We start from the raw sequence: 14,410 nt of genomic DNA, 5'->3' as shown, positions 1-14,410 counted from the left end.
GCCGGATTACGCCAATCGGTGGGATGCACGAAGATGGTGCTGTGAATTCGTGGATCGAACACGCGCAGTATCTGGCCGATGAGGTATTCGCACCACAGGCCGACGCCGTCGACCGCAGCGGAGAGATTCCGCGCACACATTTCGACCTACTCGCCGAATACGGGTTCTACGGCGCGACCATGGCCGACGATATGGATATCGCCACCTTCACCACGGCCGGCGAGGTCCTGGTGGCCGGATGCCTGGCGACCACCTTCGTCTGGGCGCAGCATCTCGGGGTCGCGCGCCGGGTCGCCCACTCACCGAATCTCGAACTGCGGGAACGACTTACCGAGGATTTGCGGCGCGGGCGGGTGCGCTCGGGGGTGAGTTACGCTGGCGCCAACGATGAACCGGGATTGATCGCCCGGCGCGTCGACGGCGGCTATCTGCTCAACGGCACCGCGCCCTTTGTCACCGGGTGGGGCCTGGTGGACGTCCTCGGGGTAATGGCTCGCGATGCGGACGATGCGGGTTCGCTGATCAGCGTGCTGGTACCCGCCGAACCGGGACCCGCATTGCACGCCACCCCGCTCCCGCTCATCGCCGCCGATGCGAGCAAGACCGTTTCGCTGACCTTCGACGGTGTGCTGGTTCCCGATTCCGCGGTGGAGAACCGAATTCCGCTGCGCAACTTCCACGCCACCTTCATCCTGGCCGCATGGCGCAATGGCGCACTCGCCCTCGGTGTCGTGCGGCGCTGCCTCGGCGAACTCGCCCGCCTCGGCGTCGACACCACGGCGCTGGCCGCCGAATCCGCCCGCATCCGAACCGAACTCGACGATGCGCTCACCGGACAGTCGGATGTCTACCTGGCCCGCGCCCGCGCCTCCGAACTCGCGGTGCGCACGGCCACCGCCCTGGTCACCGCCACCGGCAGCGCGGCGGTCACGGGCGGCAATCGCGCCGAACGCTCCCTGCGCGAGGCGACCTTCACCTTGGTCTTCGGTTCCCGCCCGGCCATTAAAGCCGCCCTACTCGACCGCCTCACTCGACCGCGCCACCTGGTTGTCTGACCCGTTCACGCTAGCCAGCACTCGCACCCGCATCCTCGGATTCGGATTGTTCGCCAAGGCGCATGGCGTAGACGCGATCCAGGAAGTCGCGGTGCGCGCGCAGCGTGGAGTCGAGTAGTTCGCGCCAGGTTCTCCGATCGACGCGGTGGTCGCTGAGCAGCGAGGACAGCGAGGCGGGCCGAAGCTTATCGATATGGTCGACAATGAAGGTGAGTCGACGGCGCGGGAATTGCTCACCGATGCGCGGATTTTCATCGAGGAAGGTGTCGAGCGCGTAGAGATAGTTGATCGCGCGGTTGTACTCCTCATCGGTGAGGTGGTAATCCATCCGCTTGATCTCGACGATCCACAGCTCGCCGGCATCGTGCAGAAGTACGAAGTCCGGCTCCCGCTTCTCGCTGCCGATTGCGGTGGTGACCAGGACCGCGCCGAACTTCTGCTTGTACCACCGTTCGAAGCTGGCACGGACTCGCTTCAGCGATTCGTTCATCCCCAGCGGTGTCCACTCGGGCGCCAGCAGCCAGGGCGCCCGTTCGATCAACTCCTGAAAGGGACGCTCCAGTGACCGGCGGTCATCGACGAGGCTCTGCAGTCGATCGACCACGGCCACCCGCTCGGAGGCGATCTGGCCCAGCGAATACACCTCGGCCACCCGCGCGGTCTCGAACAGGGCGACAACGACATCGAGTCGGTTATCGGTGTCCTCGGCAACCTCCTTCAGCGTTTCCAGCAGGCTGCGCTGCGGGCCGAGCGAGAGGGCGAGCCGGACAATGCTGTCGATATGGCTCGGATCCTCCAGCGCGGCACGATCCTTGTTGTTCACCAGGATCCGGGCGGCATCCATCACCGACTCGCGAAACATCCGGTCCTGCGGCGCGATCGACTGCAGGGTTGCCTGAATGCCGGACTTCTCGACGAACTCCTCCCACACCCGGCGCTTGACCGAACTTTCCCCCAGCCGCCCGAGTTCGCGCACGAGATTGCGACCCCAGGCCGAAAGTGCCTCACCGCGTTCGGAATTCCAGATGATGTCCTGGCGGTCCGAGCGGACCAGGTCTTCCTCATCGTCCAGCCAGTTCACATGCACTGCGCCGACCAGGTAGGAACGCAATTTGAATTCCCCGGTGAAACCCGCCGGAATGCCGAAGTCGCGGGTCTGCGCGACCAGTTTGCCGCGCGCGTAGATCCGGACACCGGCCATGGCCTCATCGCGATACGGATGTTTGGAGTAGGCCGCCCAACCGGTTACCGGCAGGAAGCGGTCGCCGATCCACACCGGCCTTTTCGCGACATCGATCCTGGTCTCCTCCATCACATCGACGGGCAGATCACGCAGCACGAACTTCTGCGTCGCGCCGCGTTCGGCAATGCTGTTGTGCACCTCCACCTGCCAGTCGGCGCGCTCCAAGCCGAAGCGTGCGGCCAGTTGCCGACTCAATTCGGGACCGGAGCCGACCCGCTTGCGCAGAAAGTCGCGCAGGATGACCGTGGTGCCCCGCTCGGTGCTGAATGTGCCGTCCCGCGGTCCGGGACGCGGGTGGTAGTCGCGTTCGGTATCGGAGAGCATTTCGTCGAGGTTCATCACGATATTCGCTACCGGCCAACCCTTTTCGGTGCGCTCGGCATCCGTACCGCCCACCGACACCACCTCGATGGTTCGGCAGATGCCGAATGGCGCGAGTTTTCCGATGCCCTTGCGACCCATGACCGGTCGTTCCAGCCGCCGCGATAGATCGCTGCCGACGCGCACTCGCCGATCCGAGCCGACCATCAGATAGTGGGCGTTGATCTCCGCGGATGTCATGCCATGTCCGTTGTCGCGCACCATAATTCGATACGGCTCATGGTCGGCGGAGTGGATGGTGCCCGCGAGCGTCACACCCCACGGCAACGCAACTTCGACCCTGGTGGCATCGGCGTCGTAGGAGTTGGCGATGAGTTCGGCGAGTACCGCGGAGACACGGTCGTAGAGCCGAATGCCGAGCTTATCGATCGTCAAGCGGCTGATTCGCATCGTGTACTTGTGCGATTGGTCGGCGGGATCGGTGATCGCGTTGTCCATGGTGGCCCCCATTCAGCCGAACGGTTAGCTGTGCGTCCGCTCGAACCAATCCTCGTCCGCAGTGTTGTCGAGGGCCTGAACTTCCGACCACCAGTTCATAACGGGCGGTACGGTTCTGGCGGCTACCCGATCACGATCATCGGTCCCCGGCCGGGCGGGCGATGGGGAGCCAATGGGCGACTTCGGCGGCTCGGCTGCCGGACGCGTCGACCATGCCCGCTGCCACCGCGGCGTCGAAGTCGAGCAGGCCGGTGGCGAGCAGGAGCCAGGTGCGCGGGTCGGTCTCGACGACATTCGGCGGTGTGCCCCTGGTGTGCCGCGGTCCCTCGATGCATTGGACCGCCACAAAAGGTGGGACACGGACCTCGACGGAATGGCCGGGTGCGGCGGCGGCAAGGGTGCGGGCGGTGGTACGGACCGCAGCGGCCAGTTCGGACCTGGCGGGTGCCGGCGTCGAATCGTCGCGCAGCCAGGCACTGACCGCCTCGACCGCCGCGCGCAGTTCCGCTGGATCCACCTTTGCTCGTCCTGCCACGATGCCGAGACTACTGCGGGGCTCCGACGGCGCCGATGCGGCGGGCTGTCGCGCATTTCCGTCGGCGGCGAATCGGTGTGACGTGCGGCAGGGTTGTCCGCCGCACGCCTACTGACCAGCTCTACGTGACAGCGGCTGGAGCCGGAGCGGTGCGGCGGCAGCGCGCTCGGCTGCCGCCTGTCAGCTACTCGGCGAACGAGCCGCGGCGAGGTGCGGCGCGAGTGCACCACCGGCGTTCATGGCGAAGTGCAGCAGGGCGGGGGCGATGGCACTGTCCGTTCGGCGGCGCAGCAAGTCGAACACGAGGCCACCGGCCGCGGTTGCGGCAATCGTTGCGGAAACGTTGTCGCCCGCGGCGCGGGCGGGCCGGATGTGCCAGAGGCCGAAAGTGGCTGCTCCGACCAATGCACCACCACACGACCCGAATACATTGTCCAGCAACGGATTCAGTGTCCCGCGAAAGATGAGTTCCTCGCTGTACACGGTTCCGATCGGGATGTGCACCGCGACCCACTCATCGAGCGGAACGTCCGGGGCGCGGTCGGCGAATCCGCCGAGGCGCTCGCGAACCGCCGGAATGGCGACGGCCGCACCGTAACCGGCGGCGACCACACCCGCCGAGGCGAGTCCGTAGCCGAGGCCACGCGCGGACAACCAGTTCGGTCGGCCGCCGAACACCAGTGCGTAGCCGGTCGCGAATCCGGCATTGGCGGCGGTGCGGCCACGCAGCTCCAGGTTCAGCCGCGGCAGCACCCAATTGCTCCATGCCAACGGAATGCCGGCGGCAACAGCGGTTTTCGCGATCCGACCGATTAGCGTCATTTGATCTCACGCTCGTAGTCCTCGGCAGCCTCGAGCTGCGTCCGGATCTTGTCGGACAGTTCCACGGTCCAATCCGGCGGTGCGGCAACGGCGATCCAGCCATCGAGCACCAGACTGCCGTAGCGATGCCCGTGCCCGTCGGTGACGCCCTGGGCATTGGACAGATCGCAGGTCACCTGCCAGAAGGTGACGAACGGCCACCAGCGCATCTGGGAGGAGACATCCGAGCCGCGTGATTCGGAGAGCCAATCCGGTTGGGAGAAGATCAGATCCGAGGACCACCAGACGATCGGATCGGATGCGTGTTGCAGATAGGCGATGCGCGGGGCGCGCCATTCGGTCGATGGCCGCGCCAGATCGGCCCTGTCGGATGCGAATCGGACCACCAGACCGTCGGCGTAGAGCGGCTCGACCTCCCGCGAACCGGGATCGCGGCGCGAAACGAACTGCTCCCACAGTCGATTCGAATTCGGCGGCCCGACCCACAGCGCACCGTCGACCTTCGACCGCAGATCGGCGAGTCCGTCGAAGGCCGCCTCCGACCCCTGCGAACCGAGACTCTCGCCGTAGACGAGCAGCTTCGGCCGCGCTTTCTCCGGCCGCGCCGACCAATGCTCGTACACCGCGTCGAACAGCTGCTTACCCGCATCCGTCGCCTTGCCGCGGTCCGCGAGAAACGACAGCACACTGGGCAGATACGAATACTGCGAGGCCACGACGGCGGTATCGCCGCCGTACATGTACTCGATGGCACCGGCCGCCATGGAATTCACCCAGCCGGTACCGGTGGTGGTGACCACCACCAGCACCTTCCGGTCGAAAGCACCCGTGCGCTCCAGTTCGGAGACCGCCAGTTCGGCCCGCGCCGCACCGCTCTGCGCCGACTCCAGCCCCACATAGGCCCGGATCGGCTCGCGCGCGGGCTTACCGGTGATCGAGGTGATCCTGGCGGCGGAGGGACCGTGCGAGACGAACCAGCGACCCTCGAATCCGAGCGAATCCCATTTCGCCAGCGATGCCGGACTGCCCGACCGCTCGGGCTGCACCGGCTGGATCGCATTGGGCGAGGTGTGATCGTTCTGCACACTGAACGCCGAGTTCGCCACCGCGAAGAAGGCACGCGAGGCCACACCGTTGAACACGGTGACGGTCAGGATCACCAGGACCAGAAATCCGGCCGATGGCGCCAGCTCGCGCGGCACCCGCACCCAGCGATTGAGCTGGCGGGCCAGGAACCGGATGATCTCGCGCAACGTCCGATAGGCCGCGACCACCCCCGCACCCACCGCGATGCTGAGCAATCCGGTGCGCAGATAGGCCGGGGTGGTGGTGCCCTCCATACCCATCAGCGCGGTGATCTCGCGCTGCCAGCGGGCCGACTGCACCAGCATGAACGCCGCGGTGACGGCGGCGGTGAACAGGATGGCGGATTTCACCGCATAGCGCACCCAGGTCGGCGGCGGCGCGATCCGACCGCGCAGCAGCTCGGCCAGCCGCGGCCGGGCCCAGAGGCGGAACAGCCACTCCAGCACACAGCCGAGGCCGTAACCGAGCGCGGCATTGATGCCGCTGATCAGCCCCTGAAACAGCCAGTCGCGCGGTACCAGCGACGGTGTCACCGACAGCGCGAAGAAGATGGTCGCGAAGACCAGTCCGACATAGTTCAGATCGATAATGTCCTCGGCCCGCCGCACCACCACGACGCCGCGCGCACGCAGCTTCGCCAGGGTGGTGTCGGATTCGAGCATCGGTCAGCGAGACGGCGCGATGCCCAGATCGTGGCGGTCGGGATCGGGCACGGGCGGCGACGGGTCCGTAGCGATCTTCACAGGAACAGTATGCGGGCTGTGTCCAATTTGCAGCGCCTGCGGCGCTGCGTGTTCGCTCGTAAGACTCGCTCCGTCGTGGCTGGATTTGGTTGGAATGCTGACTGATTGACGTATTCCCCGTGGTGCAGGACTTCCCGATCGGCAACTACGCACCGCGCTCGAGTAGTTGTACGCGGTTGCGTGCCAACATGATTCAGCAGACTCGGTACCCATGAGCACTCCCAATGCCCAGCCGAAAACCACCTCGGCCTTTCTCGCGCAAGCCGTGATCGCGTTCGGCGTCAGCTTCTTCGGGACCGGCGTCGGCATCTGCTATCTCCCACTGGATATCGCGCAGCGCGGCTTCCTCGGCATGTCCGTGCTGTTCCTGGTGTCGAGCACCTTCACCCTGGCGAAGGTGGTTCGCGACCAACAGGAGGCGGCAACCATCAGCCGCCGCTTGGACGAGGCGCGGATGGAGAAACTGATCGCGGAACACGATCCGTTCAAATCCGTCGGCTGAGGACATGCACTCGAGCGAGCCCGGCGACGAGGGGTTCGGGCCCGCCGGGCGCGTAGCCTGCGGAGCACCCATCGGCCCAGGTGGAACGCTATTTCAGTTGGCGCTCGCGGGCCGCGGAGAGCGCCAGATAGTCGCGGATCCGGTCCACCACATCGGCCGACCAATCCGGTGGCTGCGCAATCGCGGCCCACCCGTCGAGCACCAGATTGCCGTAGTTGTGTCCATGTCCGTCGCTGACCCGCTGCGCATTGGGCAGATCCGCGGCGACCTGCCAGAACGTGACGATCGGATACCACGCCATCCGCGACGACACATCGGGACCGCGCGGCTCGCGCAGCCAATCCGGTTCGGCGAAAAGCAGATCCGGCGACCACCAGACCACCGGATCGGAGGCGTGCTGCAGATAGGCGATCCGGGGCGGCAGCCAGGTATCCCCAGGCTTCCACAGGTCCCCGCGGCCGTCGGCGAAGCGCACCACCAGTCCGTCGGCATAGGTCGGCAGGATCTCCGGTGTGCCGGGATCGCGGCGGGCGGTGACTTCGCTCCACAGCCGGTTGGAATTCGGCGGCCCCACCCACAGCACGCCATCGGTGCGCGAGCGAATATCGGCCAGGCCGGCGAACGCGCCCTCGGAGCCCTGTGAGCCCAGGCTCTCGCCATAGACGAGCAATTTCGGCCGTTCCCCTGCCGGCCGCGCCGACCAGTGCTCATAGATCTTGTCGAAGACCAGCTTTCCCATTCGGGTGGCCTTGTCCTTATCCGACAGGAATGACAGCACACTGGGCAGATACGAATACTGGGTCGCGGCGATCGCGGTATCGCCGCCGTACATGAGCTCGATGGATTCGGCACTGGTCGAATCGACCCAGCCGGTGCCCGTCGTCGTCACCACCACCAGCACCTTGCGCTCGAACGCGCCGGTGCGCTCCAATTCCGCCGCAACCAAATCGGCCTGCGCCTGCGGACCGTCGGCCGACTCCAGACCGGCGTAGACCCGAATCGGCTCGCGCGCTGGCTTTCCGGTGACCTCGCTGATCTCCGCGGCGGTCGGCACGAACGAGACGAACCAGCGGCCCTCGGAGCCGAGGGTGTCCCAGGCCGCCAACGAATTCGGACTGCCGGAACGCTCGGGCAGTTGCGGCTGTACGGCATTCGGCGAGGTGTGCCCGTTGCGCACGCTGAAGGCCGAATTCGCCACATCGAAAAAGACCTTGGTGAGTACGCCGTTGAACAGCAGCACCGCCGCGACGACCACAATGAGCGCGCCGGTCGGTACGGCCAGCTGGCGCGGAAAGTGGGCGCGCCGGATCAATTCGAACGCGATCGCACGGACGATCCTGCGCAGGGCGCGAAATACGCCGATGGCTATCGCACCGACCACTGCGCTCAACGCACCGGTGCGCAGAAAGCTGGAGGTCGTGATCGGTTCCATGGCCATGAGCGCGGTGATTTCGCGCTGCCACCGGGCCGACTCGACCAGCAGAAACACCCCGACGACGAGGCAGGCCAGCACGATCGTGGTCTTGACCGCACCCGAGAGCCACTTCGGCCGCCGCGCCCACTGTCGCGTGACGGATGTGGGCAGCTGAGCGAGCTTGCGACGCAAGGGCTTGCGTATCCATTTGCGATACACCCACTCGAACAGACAGCCCACGCCATAGCCGATGGCCGCGTTGATACCGCTGACCAGTCCCTCGAACAGCCAATCACGCGGCAGCAGAGAGGGTGTCAGCGACCAGCCGAAGAACACCGTGGCCACGATGATCCCGACGTAGTTCGGGTGGAAAAAGCGCTCGACGGCGCCGACAATCCTGCCGACGCCGTCGCGTAGGGCTACCGAGACCTCACCAGCCTCCGGTGCGCTCAAATGGCACTGGCTCCGAACAGCTTCGGCAGCGTGCCCTCGTGCGCCTCGCGCAATTCGTCCAGGGTGATCGAGAACTGCCCCTGCACCTCAACGGCATCCGAACCCTGATCGACCACACCGATGCGCACCCACGGCAATTCGCGCGCGGTGCACATCTTGGTGAAGCGGGTCTCCTCCGAGCGCGGCACGGCGACGAGCACCCGGCCCGCCGATTCGGAGAACAACTGCACGAACGGATCCGAACCCTCCGGCAGCAGGATGCGGCAACCGGTTTCACCCGCGAGCGCGGCCTCGACCACGGTCTGGATCAGGCCGCCCTCCGAAAGGTCGTGCGCCGCACTGATCATGCCGTCGCGCGAACCAGCGGTCAGCACCTCGGCGAGCAGCTGTTCGCGGGCGAAGTCGACCTTGGGCGGCACACCGCCGAGGTGGTCGTGGGCGACCTGCGACCAGATCGAGCCGCCGAATTCGTCGGCGGTCTCGCCGAGCAGGATCAGCGTCTCGCCCGGCTCGAGGCCGAGGCCGGTCGGAATGCGCCGGTGCACATCGTCGATGACGCCGAGCACGCCGACCACCGGGGTCGGCAGGATGGCGTCCTGACCGGTCTGGTTGTAGAAGCTGACATTGCCGCCGGTGACCGGAATACCAAGGGCCACACAGCCGTCCGCGAGGCCGCGCACGGCCTGCTGGAACTGCCACATCACGCCCGGATCCTCGGGGGAGCCGAAGTTGAGGCAGTTGGTGACGGCCTTCGGCGTGGCGCCGGTGGTAGCCACATTGCGGTAGGCCTCGGCCAGCGCGAGCTGTGCGCCGGTGTACGGATCCAGCTTGGTGTAGCGGCCCGATGCGTCGGTGGCCAGCGCGATACCGCGGCCGGTCTCCTCATCGATCCGGATAACACCGGCATCGGCGTGTTCGGCGAGCACGGTGTTGCCGCGGACGTAGCGGTCGTACTGTTCGGTGATCCACCGGCGGCTGCACAGCTGTGGGCTGGCGATCATCTGCAGCACGGTGGCGCGCAATTCCTCCGGAGTCTTCGGCCGGGGCAGAGTGTCCGGGGTGTCGGTGATCAGCGCGTCCTGGAAGTCCGGCCGCTGTACCGGGCGCTCGTACACCGGACCCTGGTGCGCGACGGTGCGCGGCGGCACATCGACGACGGTCTCGCCGTGCCAGCTGATCACCAGCCGGTCGCCATCGGTGACCTCACCGATGACCGTGGCCAGCACATCCCACTTGTGGCAGACGGCCATGAACGCGTCCACGTTCTCCGGCGTGACGACCGCGCACATGCGCTCCTGCGATTCGCTGGAGAGCACCTCGGCCGGGGTCATCCCCTTGGCGCGCACCGGCACCTTGGTCAGATCGATATGCATGCCACCGTCGCCAGCGGCCGCGAGTTCAGAAGTGGCGCAGGACAATCCGGCACCGCCGAGGTCCTGGATGCCGACCACCAGCTTGGCCGCGTACAGCTCGAGACAGCACTCGATGAGCACCTTCTCGGCGAACGGGTCACCGACCTGCACACTCGGCAGTTTCTTGCGGCCGGTACCGGATTCGTCACCGGAGAAGGTGTCCGAGGCCAGCACCGAAACACCGCCGATGCCGTCGAGACCGGTGCGCGCACCGAACAGAATGATCTTGTTGCCCGTACCCGAGGCGAAGGCCAGATGTAGATCCTCGACCCGCATCACGCCCGCGCACAGCGCGTTAACCAGTGGATTGCCCTGATATGAGGCGTCGAAGACGGTCTCGCCGCCCACATTCGGCAGCCCGAGCGAGTTCCCGTAGCCGCCGACACCGCGCACCACGCCGTCGACAACGCGTCGGGTATCGGGTGCCTCCGCCGCACCGAAGCGCAGCTGATCCATAACCGCGATGGGCCGCGCGCCCATGGCCATGATGTCGCGCACGATGCCGCCGACACCGGTGGCCGCGCCCTGATACGGCTCCACGTAGGAGGGGTGGTTGTGGCTTTCCACCTTGAAGGTGACCGCCCAGCCGTCGCCGACATCGACGACACCCGCGTTCTCACCGATGCCGGCCAGCATCGAGGATTTCATTTCCTCGGTGGTGGTCTCACCGAAGTAGCGCAGATGCACCTTCGAGGACTTGTAGGAGCAGTGTTCGCTCCACATCACCGAGTACATGGCCAGTTCGGCGTCGGTGGGCCGACGGCCGAGGATTTCCTTGATCCGCGCGTACTCGTCGTCCTTGAGACCGAGCTCCTTGTACGGCTGCGGGGCATCGGGAGTCGTTGCGGCTGCGCTGACGGTGTCGACCTGCGGAGTCACGGAGTACCAGGGTCCTTTCGGGCCGGAGCGCGAAGCTGGGGATTCGCCTTGAAGTTTAGCTGTGGCACTTCGTGGGCAGCCGGTCGCATCGACGCGTCGCCCGGATCGCCGGGTTTTGCGCGCGACCGAACCGAATTCGAGGGCACCGAATGTGATGCGGAACATGGGGTAGATCGGCACGAATGCCTAGGGTCGCCACGCATTGCGCGACGTCGCGACCGCTACGCTTTGGCCGTGAACGATCGATCGGGGGTTGCGGATCCGGCGGAGCAGCCCGTCACCACGCCGAACATCCGACTCGAATCCGGCTCGGACCGCTCGCCGCGTCTATCGATGTCGAACCCGCAGGTGCGCTGGCTGCTGATCGCCGTGGGCCTGTTCGTCATCTCGGCCGCCGTCTCGCTGCTGGTGCACTGGTGGAGCGGGTACATCGATCTGCAGGTCTATCGCAACGGCGCTCGGGTCTGGCTCGACGACGGCGAGTTGTACGGTCCGATGCCGCCGGTCGAGGGGATCGGACTGCCGTTCACCTATCCCCCGCTTGCCGCCCTGTTCTTCGCACCGCTCGCGCTGATGCCGCTGGTGCTGGCCGAGGTGCTGGTGACCGCCACCTCGGTGCTCAGCCTCGGCATCACGCTGTGGCTGGTGCTCACGCGCCTGCGCCCGACCCTCGAGCGGCAGACCATGCTGGCGCTTGTCATCGGCGCGGTCGCGGTGGCGCAGATGTTCGAACCGACTCGGGCGACCTTCGGCTTCGGTCAGATCAATCTGGTGCTGATGGCCGCGATCACCATGGATTGCCTTGTCCGCAAACCGATCTGGCCGCGCGGCATGCTGATCGGGATCGCGGTGTCGGTGAAATTGATCCCGGCCGGATATCTGCTCTACTTCCTGCTACGCCGGGATTGGAAGGCGGCGAGCACGCTGATCGTGTCTGCGGTCGCGGCGATCGGACTCGGATTCCTGCTGTTCCCCAGTGATTCGGCGGAATACTGGTTCCACACGCTGTTCGATACCGGCCGCATCGGCCCGCCCTACTTCGCGGGCAATCAGTCCATCAAGGGGATGGCCTTCCGCCTGGGCGTCTCCGATTCGCTGGCGACGCTGATCTGGATCACGGTGTCGCTGATCGCGATCGCCCTCGCGGCGGTGTGGATGCACCGGCTGATCCGCGCCGACCAGCAGGTGGCCGCACTGATGGTCAACGCGGCCGCGGTGCTGCTGGTCTCGCCGGTCTCCTGGTCGCATCACTGGGTGTGGATCGCCCCCACCCTGCTCGTCGCAGCCGACGCCATCGCCCGCGGCACCCGCAACCGGTGGTTCATCGGCACCGTCGCCGCCTGCACTCTGCTGTTCCTGATCGGCCCGCAATGGCTGCTGCCGCATTCGAAGGACCTCGAACTCGGCTGGGCCTGGTGGCAGCAGATCATCGGCAGCAGTTACGTCTGGACGACGCTCGTGGTGTTCGTCATCGCGGTCGCGAAATACCACCCGAGCACCGCGGACAGCCGGGAGACGGTCGACGCCTAGCGGCGGCACCCGCGCCGTACGAACAATCGGCGCGGGTCATCGAGCACTGTCACCACCACGGCCGCCGTTGTCGGTTTCGCCCGTGCTTGCACCGAACGACTTCCGGCAGCTGGTAGGCCGAATGAACTACCGGCCGACCGGCGCGGGGGTCAGGAAGGCGGCCAGCGCGGCGGCATAGGCCGCAACATCCGCTGCGCCCATCAGTTCCCGCGCCGAATGCATTGCCAGCTGGGGTGCGCCGACATCGACGGTCGGCATGCCGGTGCGGGCCGCGGTCATCGGACCGATCGTCGAACCGCACGGCAGATCGGCGCGGTGCACGTAGCGCTGCAGGGGCACATTCGCCTGTGCGCAGGCCAATGCGAATGCGCCAGCGCCGGTCGCGTCGGTGGCGTAGCGCAGGTTCTGGTTGACCTTGAGCACCGGACCACCATTGACCTCGATGCGGTGCGCGGGCTCGTGCCGGTCCGGGTAGTTGGGGTGCGTGGCATGCGCCATATCGCCGGAGGCACAGACGGATCCGGCCAGGGCGGCCAGGTATTCGGCGCGACCGCCGCCACGCGAGAGCACAATGCGCTCCAGCACCGTCGGCAGCAGATCGGACTGCGCGCCCCGATCGGACTGGCTGCCGACCTCCTCATGGTCGAACATCGCCAGCACCGGAATGGCCGCGCCGGGTTCCGCGATCGCCGCGAGAAAGGCGTGCAGTCCCGCGTAGCAGGTGCCCTGATTGTCCAGGCGCGGTGCGCTCACCAGATCGCCGTCACGTCCGACCAGACGGCTCGGCGCCAGGTCATGGGTCATCAGCTCCCAGCCGAGCACGTCGGCGGGATCGACCTGCGCGCGTTCGGCGACGAATTCCAGGAACGAGCGCGGCTGCGCGCCGATACCCCAGATCGCGTTGACGTGGCGCTGCGGATCCAGGGTGATGCCGCGACGATCCTCGGCGAGGTGGATCGCGAGCTGCGGCACCCGCAGGATCGGTTCATCGATGCGAACCAGGCTGTCGCGCACCGCATTTCCATCGCGCACGCTGAGCCGCCCCGAGATGCCGAGCTCGCGGTCCAGCCATGAGTTCAGCCAGGCGCCGCCATAGGGTTCCAACCCGACCAGCTGCCAACCGACCGATGCCAGATCCGGATGCTGCTTCACCCGCAGATTCGGGCTATCGGTATGCGCGCCGACCACCCGGAACGGCGTCACCCCGGACGCATCGGCCGTCGCCCAGGCGACCAGCGAACCGCCGCGCACGACGTAGTGTCGGCTCGGCCCGTCCGTTGGCCACGGCTCCGATTCCGCGAGCGGGGTGAAGCCATGCGCCTCCAGCTCCCGCGCGACCGTCCGACAGACATGGAAGGGCGAGGGCGAGTCATCGATGAAGGCACACAGACCGGCGGCCGTGGCAGCGGTAGCGGAAACGGGCATGCCTGCGATCCTAAGCAGACGCCGCGGCGAACCCGGAACCGATCGACTCGATTCCCGATCATCCCGGATCCGCTCCTGCGCCTCGAGCGGATCCGGGATAATCGCTCGCCGTGCTGCGCCGCCGCTCGACCGCGCGGATTCTGCAGCCGCACAACGAGTTCCGCGCCCGTCATCACGCAATCGCGCCACACCATTCGTCCGCGCCGACGATCGGCAAGGGCTGAATTCCCTTGGGGCCGTTGCGGACATAGGCGACCTTGCCCGGATCGTACGGTTGCGTGTCAGCCGCGAGCGCGATAGAGCCGCGCGATCTTCGATCCGCACGGCGTGTGATGCGGTGGATGCTCCTCGTTCCAATCGTCCCCCGACAACACGGCCCCAACCTCACTGCTGCCGCATGCCCCGGCGAAGACCCTAACTGTCACACGAGGAATCACTGTCGCAGTGGAGTACCACTCCCATGGTCGAATATCAGGGCAGCACAATGCGGCC

At 66.5% G+C, this 14,410-nt stretch carries 10 protein-coding genes; 3 read left to right on the top strand and 7 right to left on the bottom strand.

Annotated features, from left to right (window positions below; genetic code table 11):
• Window positions 1-41 precede the first annotated feature (41 nt).
• The gene (locus ACWEO2_RS14985; RefSeq protein ID WP_452405806.1) at window positions 42-1,055 is read left to right on the top strand and encodes an acyl-CoA dehydrogenase family protein; all 1,014 of its coding nucleotides are present in this window, start codon (window positions 42-44) and stop codon (window positions 1,053-1,055) included.
• A gap of 10 nt (window positions 1,056-1,065) precedes the next feature.
• Here ACWEO2_RS14985 and ACWEO2_RS14980 read toward each other — a convergent pair whose 3' ends face one another.
• The 4 genes from ACWEO2_RS14980 to ACWEO2_RS14965 all read right to left on the bottom strand — a co-directional run bounded on the left by ACWEO2_RS14980 (window position 1,066) and on the right by ACWEO2_RS14965 (window position 6,222).
• Entirely contained in the window at window positions 1,066-3,129 is a 2,064-nt protein-coding gene (locus ACWEO2_RS14980; protein WP_452405805.1) for an ATP-binding protein, read from the bottom strand.
• 124 nt (window positions 3,130-3,253) lie between these two features.
• Complete coding sequence (locus tag ACWEO2_RS14975) at window positions 3,254-3,652, bottom strand: sterol carrier family protein (RefSeq protein WP_452405804.1); 399 nt, start codon at window positions 3,650-3,652, stop codon at window positions 3,254-3,256.
• 180 nt (window positions 3,653-3,832) lie between these two features.
• Window positions 3,833-4,474: a CPBP family intramembrane glutamic endopeptidase gene (locus tag ACWEO2_RS14970; protein ID WP_452405803.1), complete on the bottom strand. Its 642-nt coding sequence runs from the start codon at window positions 4,472-4,474 to the stop codon at window positions 3,833-3,835.
• On the bottom strand, window positions 4,471-6,222 hold the full coding sequence (locus tag ACWEO2_RS14965; protein ID WP_452405802.1) for an alpha/beta hydrolase: 1,752 nt from the start codon (window positions 6,220-6,222) through the stop codon (window positions 4,471-4,473). Before ACWEO2_RS14965 ends, ACWEO2_RS14970 begins: the two co-directional genes overlap by 4 nt.
• 292 nt (window positions 6,223-6,514) lie before the next feature.
• Between ACWEO2_RS14965 and ACWEO2_RS14960 the strand changes: the two genes are divergently transcribed.
• Window positions 6,515-6,805 (top strand): YiaA/YiaB family inner membrane protein, encoded by a 291-nt coding sequence (locus tag ACWEO2_RS14960; RefSeq protein ID WP_354960085.1) that lies wholly within the window; start codon window positions 6,515-6,517, stop codon window positions 6,803-6,805.
• Between the two features lie 88 nt (window positions 6,806-6,893).
• On the opposite strand, the gene ACWEO2_RS14955 is transcribed toward ACWEO2_RS14960, so the two are convergent.
• Together ACWEO2_RS14955 and purL are read right to left on the bottom strand one after the other, a co-directional pair.
• Window positions 6,894-8,672: an alpha/beta hydrolase gene (locus ACWEO2_RS14955; protein WP_452405801.1), complete on the bottom strand. Its 1,779-nt coding sequence runs from the start codon at window positions 8,670-8,672 to the stop codon at window positions 6,894-6,896.
• Complete coding sequence (gene purL, locus ACWEO2_RS14950; RefSeq protein ID WP_452405800.1) at window positions 8,669-10,963, bottom strand: phosphoribosylformylglycinamidine synthase subunit PurL; 2,295 nt, start codon at window positions 10,961-10,963, stop codon at window positions 8,669-8,671. Before purL ends, ACWEO2_RS14955 begins: the two co-directional genes overlap by 4 nt.
• A 234-nt stretch (window positions 10,964-11,197) precedes the next feature.
• Here purL and ACWEO2_RS14945 point away from each other — a divergent pair, with 234 nt between their 5' ends.
• Window positions 11,198-12,493 (top strand): glycosyltransferase 87 family protein, encoded by a 1,296-nt coding sequence (locus tag ACWEO2_RS14945; protein WP_452405799.1) that lies wholly within the window; start codon window positions 11,198-11,200, stop codon window positions 12,491-12,493.
• Between the two features lie 126 nt (window positions 12,494-12,619).
• Here the strand turns inward: ACWEO2_RS14945 and ACWEO2_RS14940 are convergent, their stop codons facing one another.
• A complete protein-coding gene (locus ACWEO2_RS14940) occupies window positions 12,620-13,918 on the bottom strand; it encodes a M18 family aminopeptidase (RefSeq protein WP_452405798.1) in 1,299 nt (432 codons plus the stop codon).
• Window positions 13,919-14,410: the final 492 nt, after the last annotated feature.

This window comes from Nocardia sp. NPDC004278 (genome assembly GCF_053602975.1).
The sequence above is the reverse complement of the archived record's forward strand: the minus strand, read 5'-3'. Positions and strand labels throughout refer to the sequence as shown.

Coding starts and splice junctions, on each gene's coding strand:
- ACWEO2_RS14980 (WP_452405805.1), bottom strand. CDS start 3,129: ATGGGGGCCACCATGGACAACGCGATCACCGATCCCGCCGACCAATCG.
- ACWEO2_RS14970 (WP_452405803.1), bottom strand. CDS start 4,474: ATGACGCTAATCGGTCGGATCGCGAAAACCGCTGTTGCCGCCGGCATT.
- ACWEO2_RS14965 (WP_452405802.1), bottom strand. CDS start 6,222: ATGCTCGAATCCGACACCACCCTGGCGAAGCTGCGTGCGCGCGGCGTC.
- ACWEO2_RS14960 (WP_354960085.1), top strand. CDS start 6,515: ATGAGCACTCCCAATGCCCAGCCGAAAACCACCTCGGCCTTTCTCGCG.
- ACWEO2_RS14940 (WP_452405798.1), bottom strand. CDS start 13,918: ATGCCCGTTTCCGCTACCGCTGCCACGGCCGCCGGTCTGTGTGCCTTC.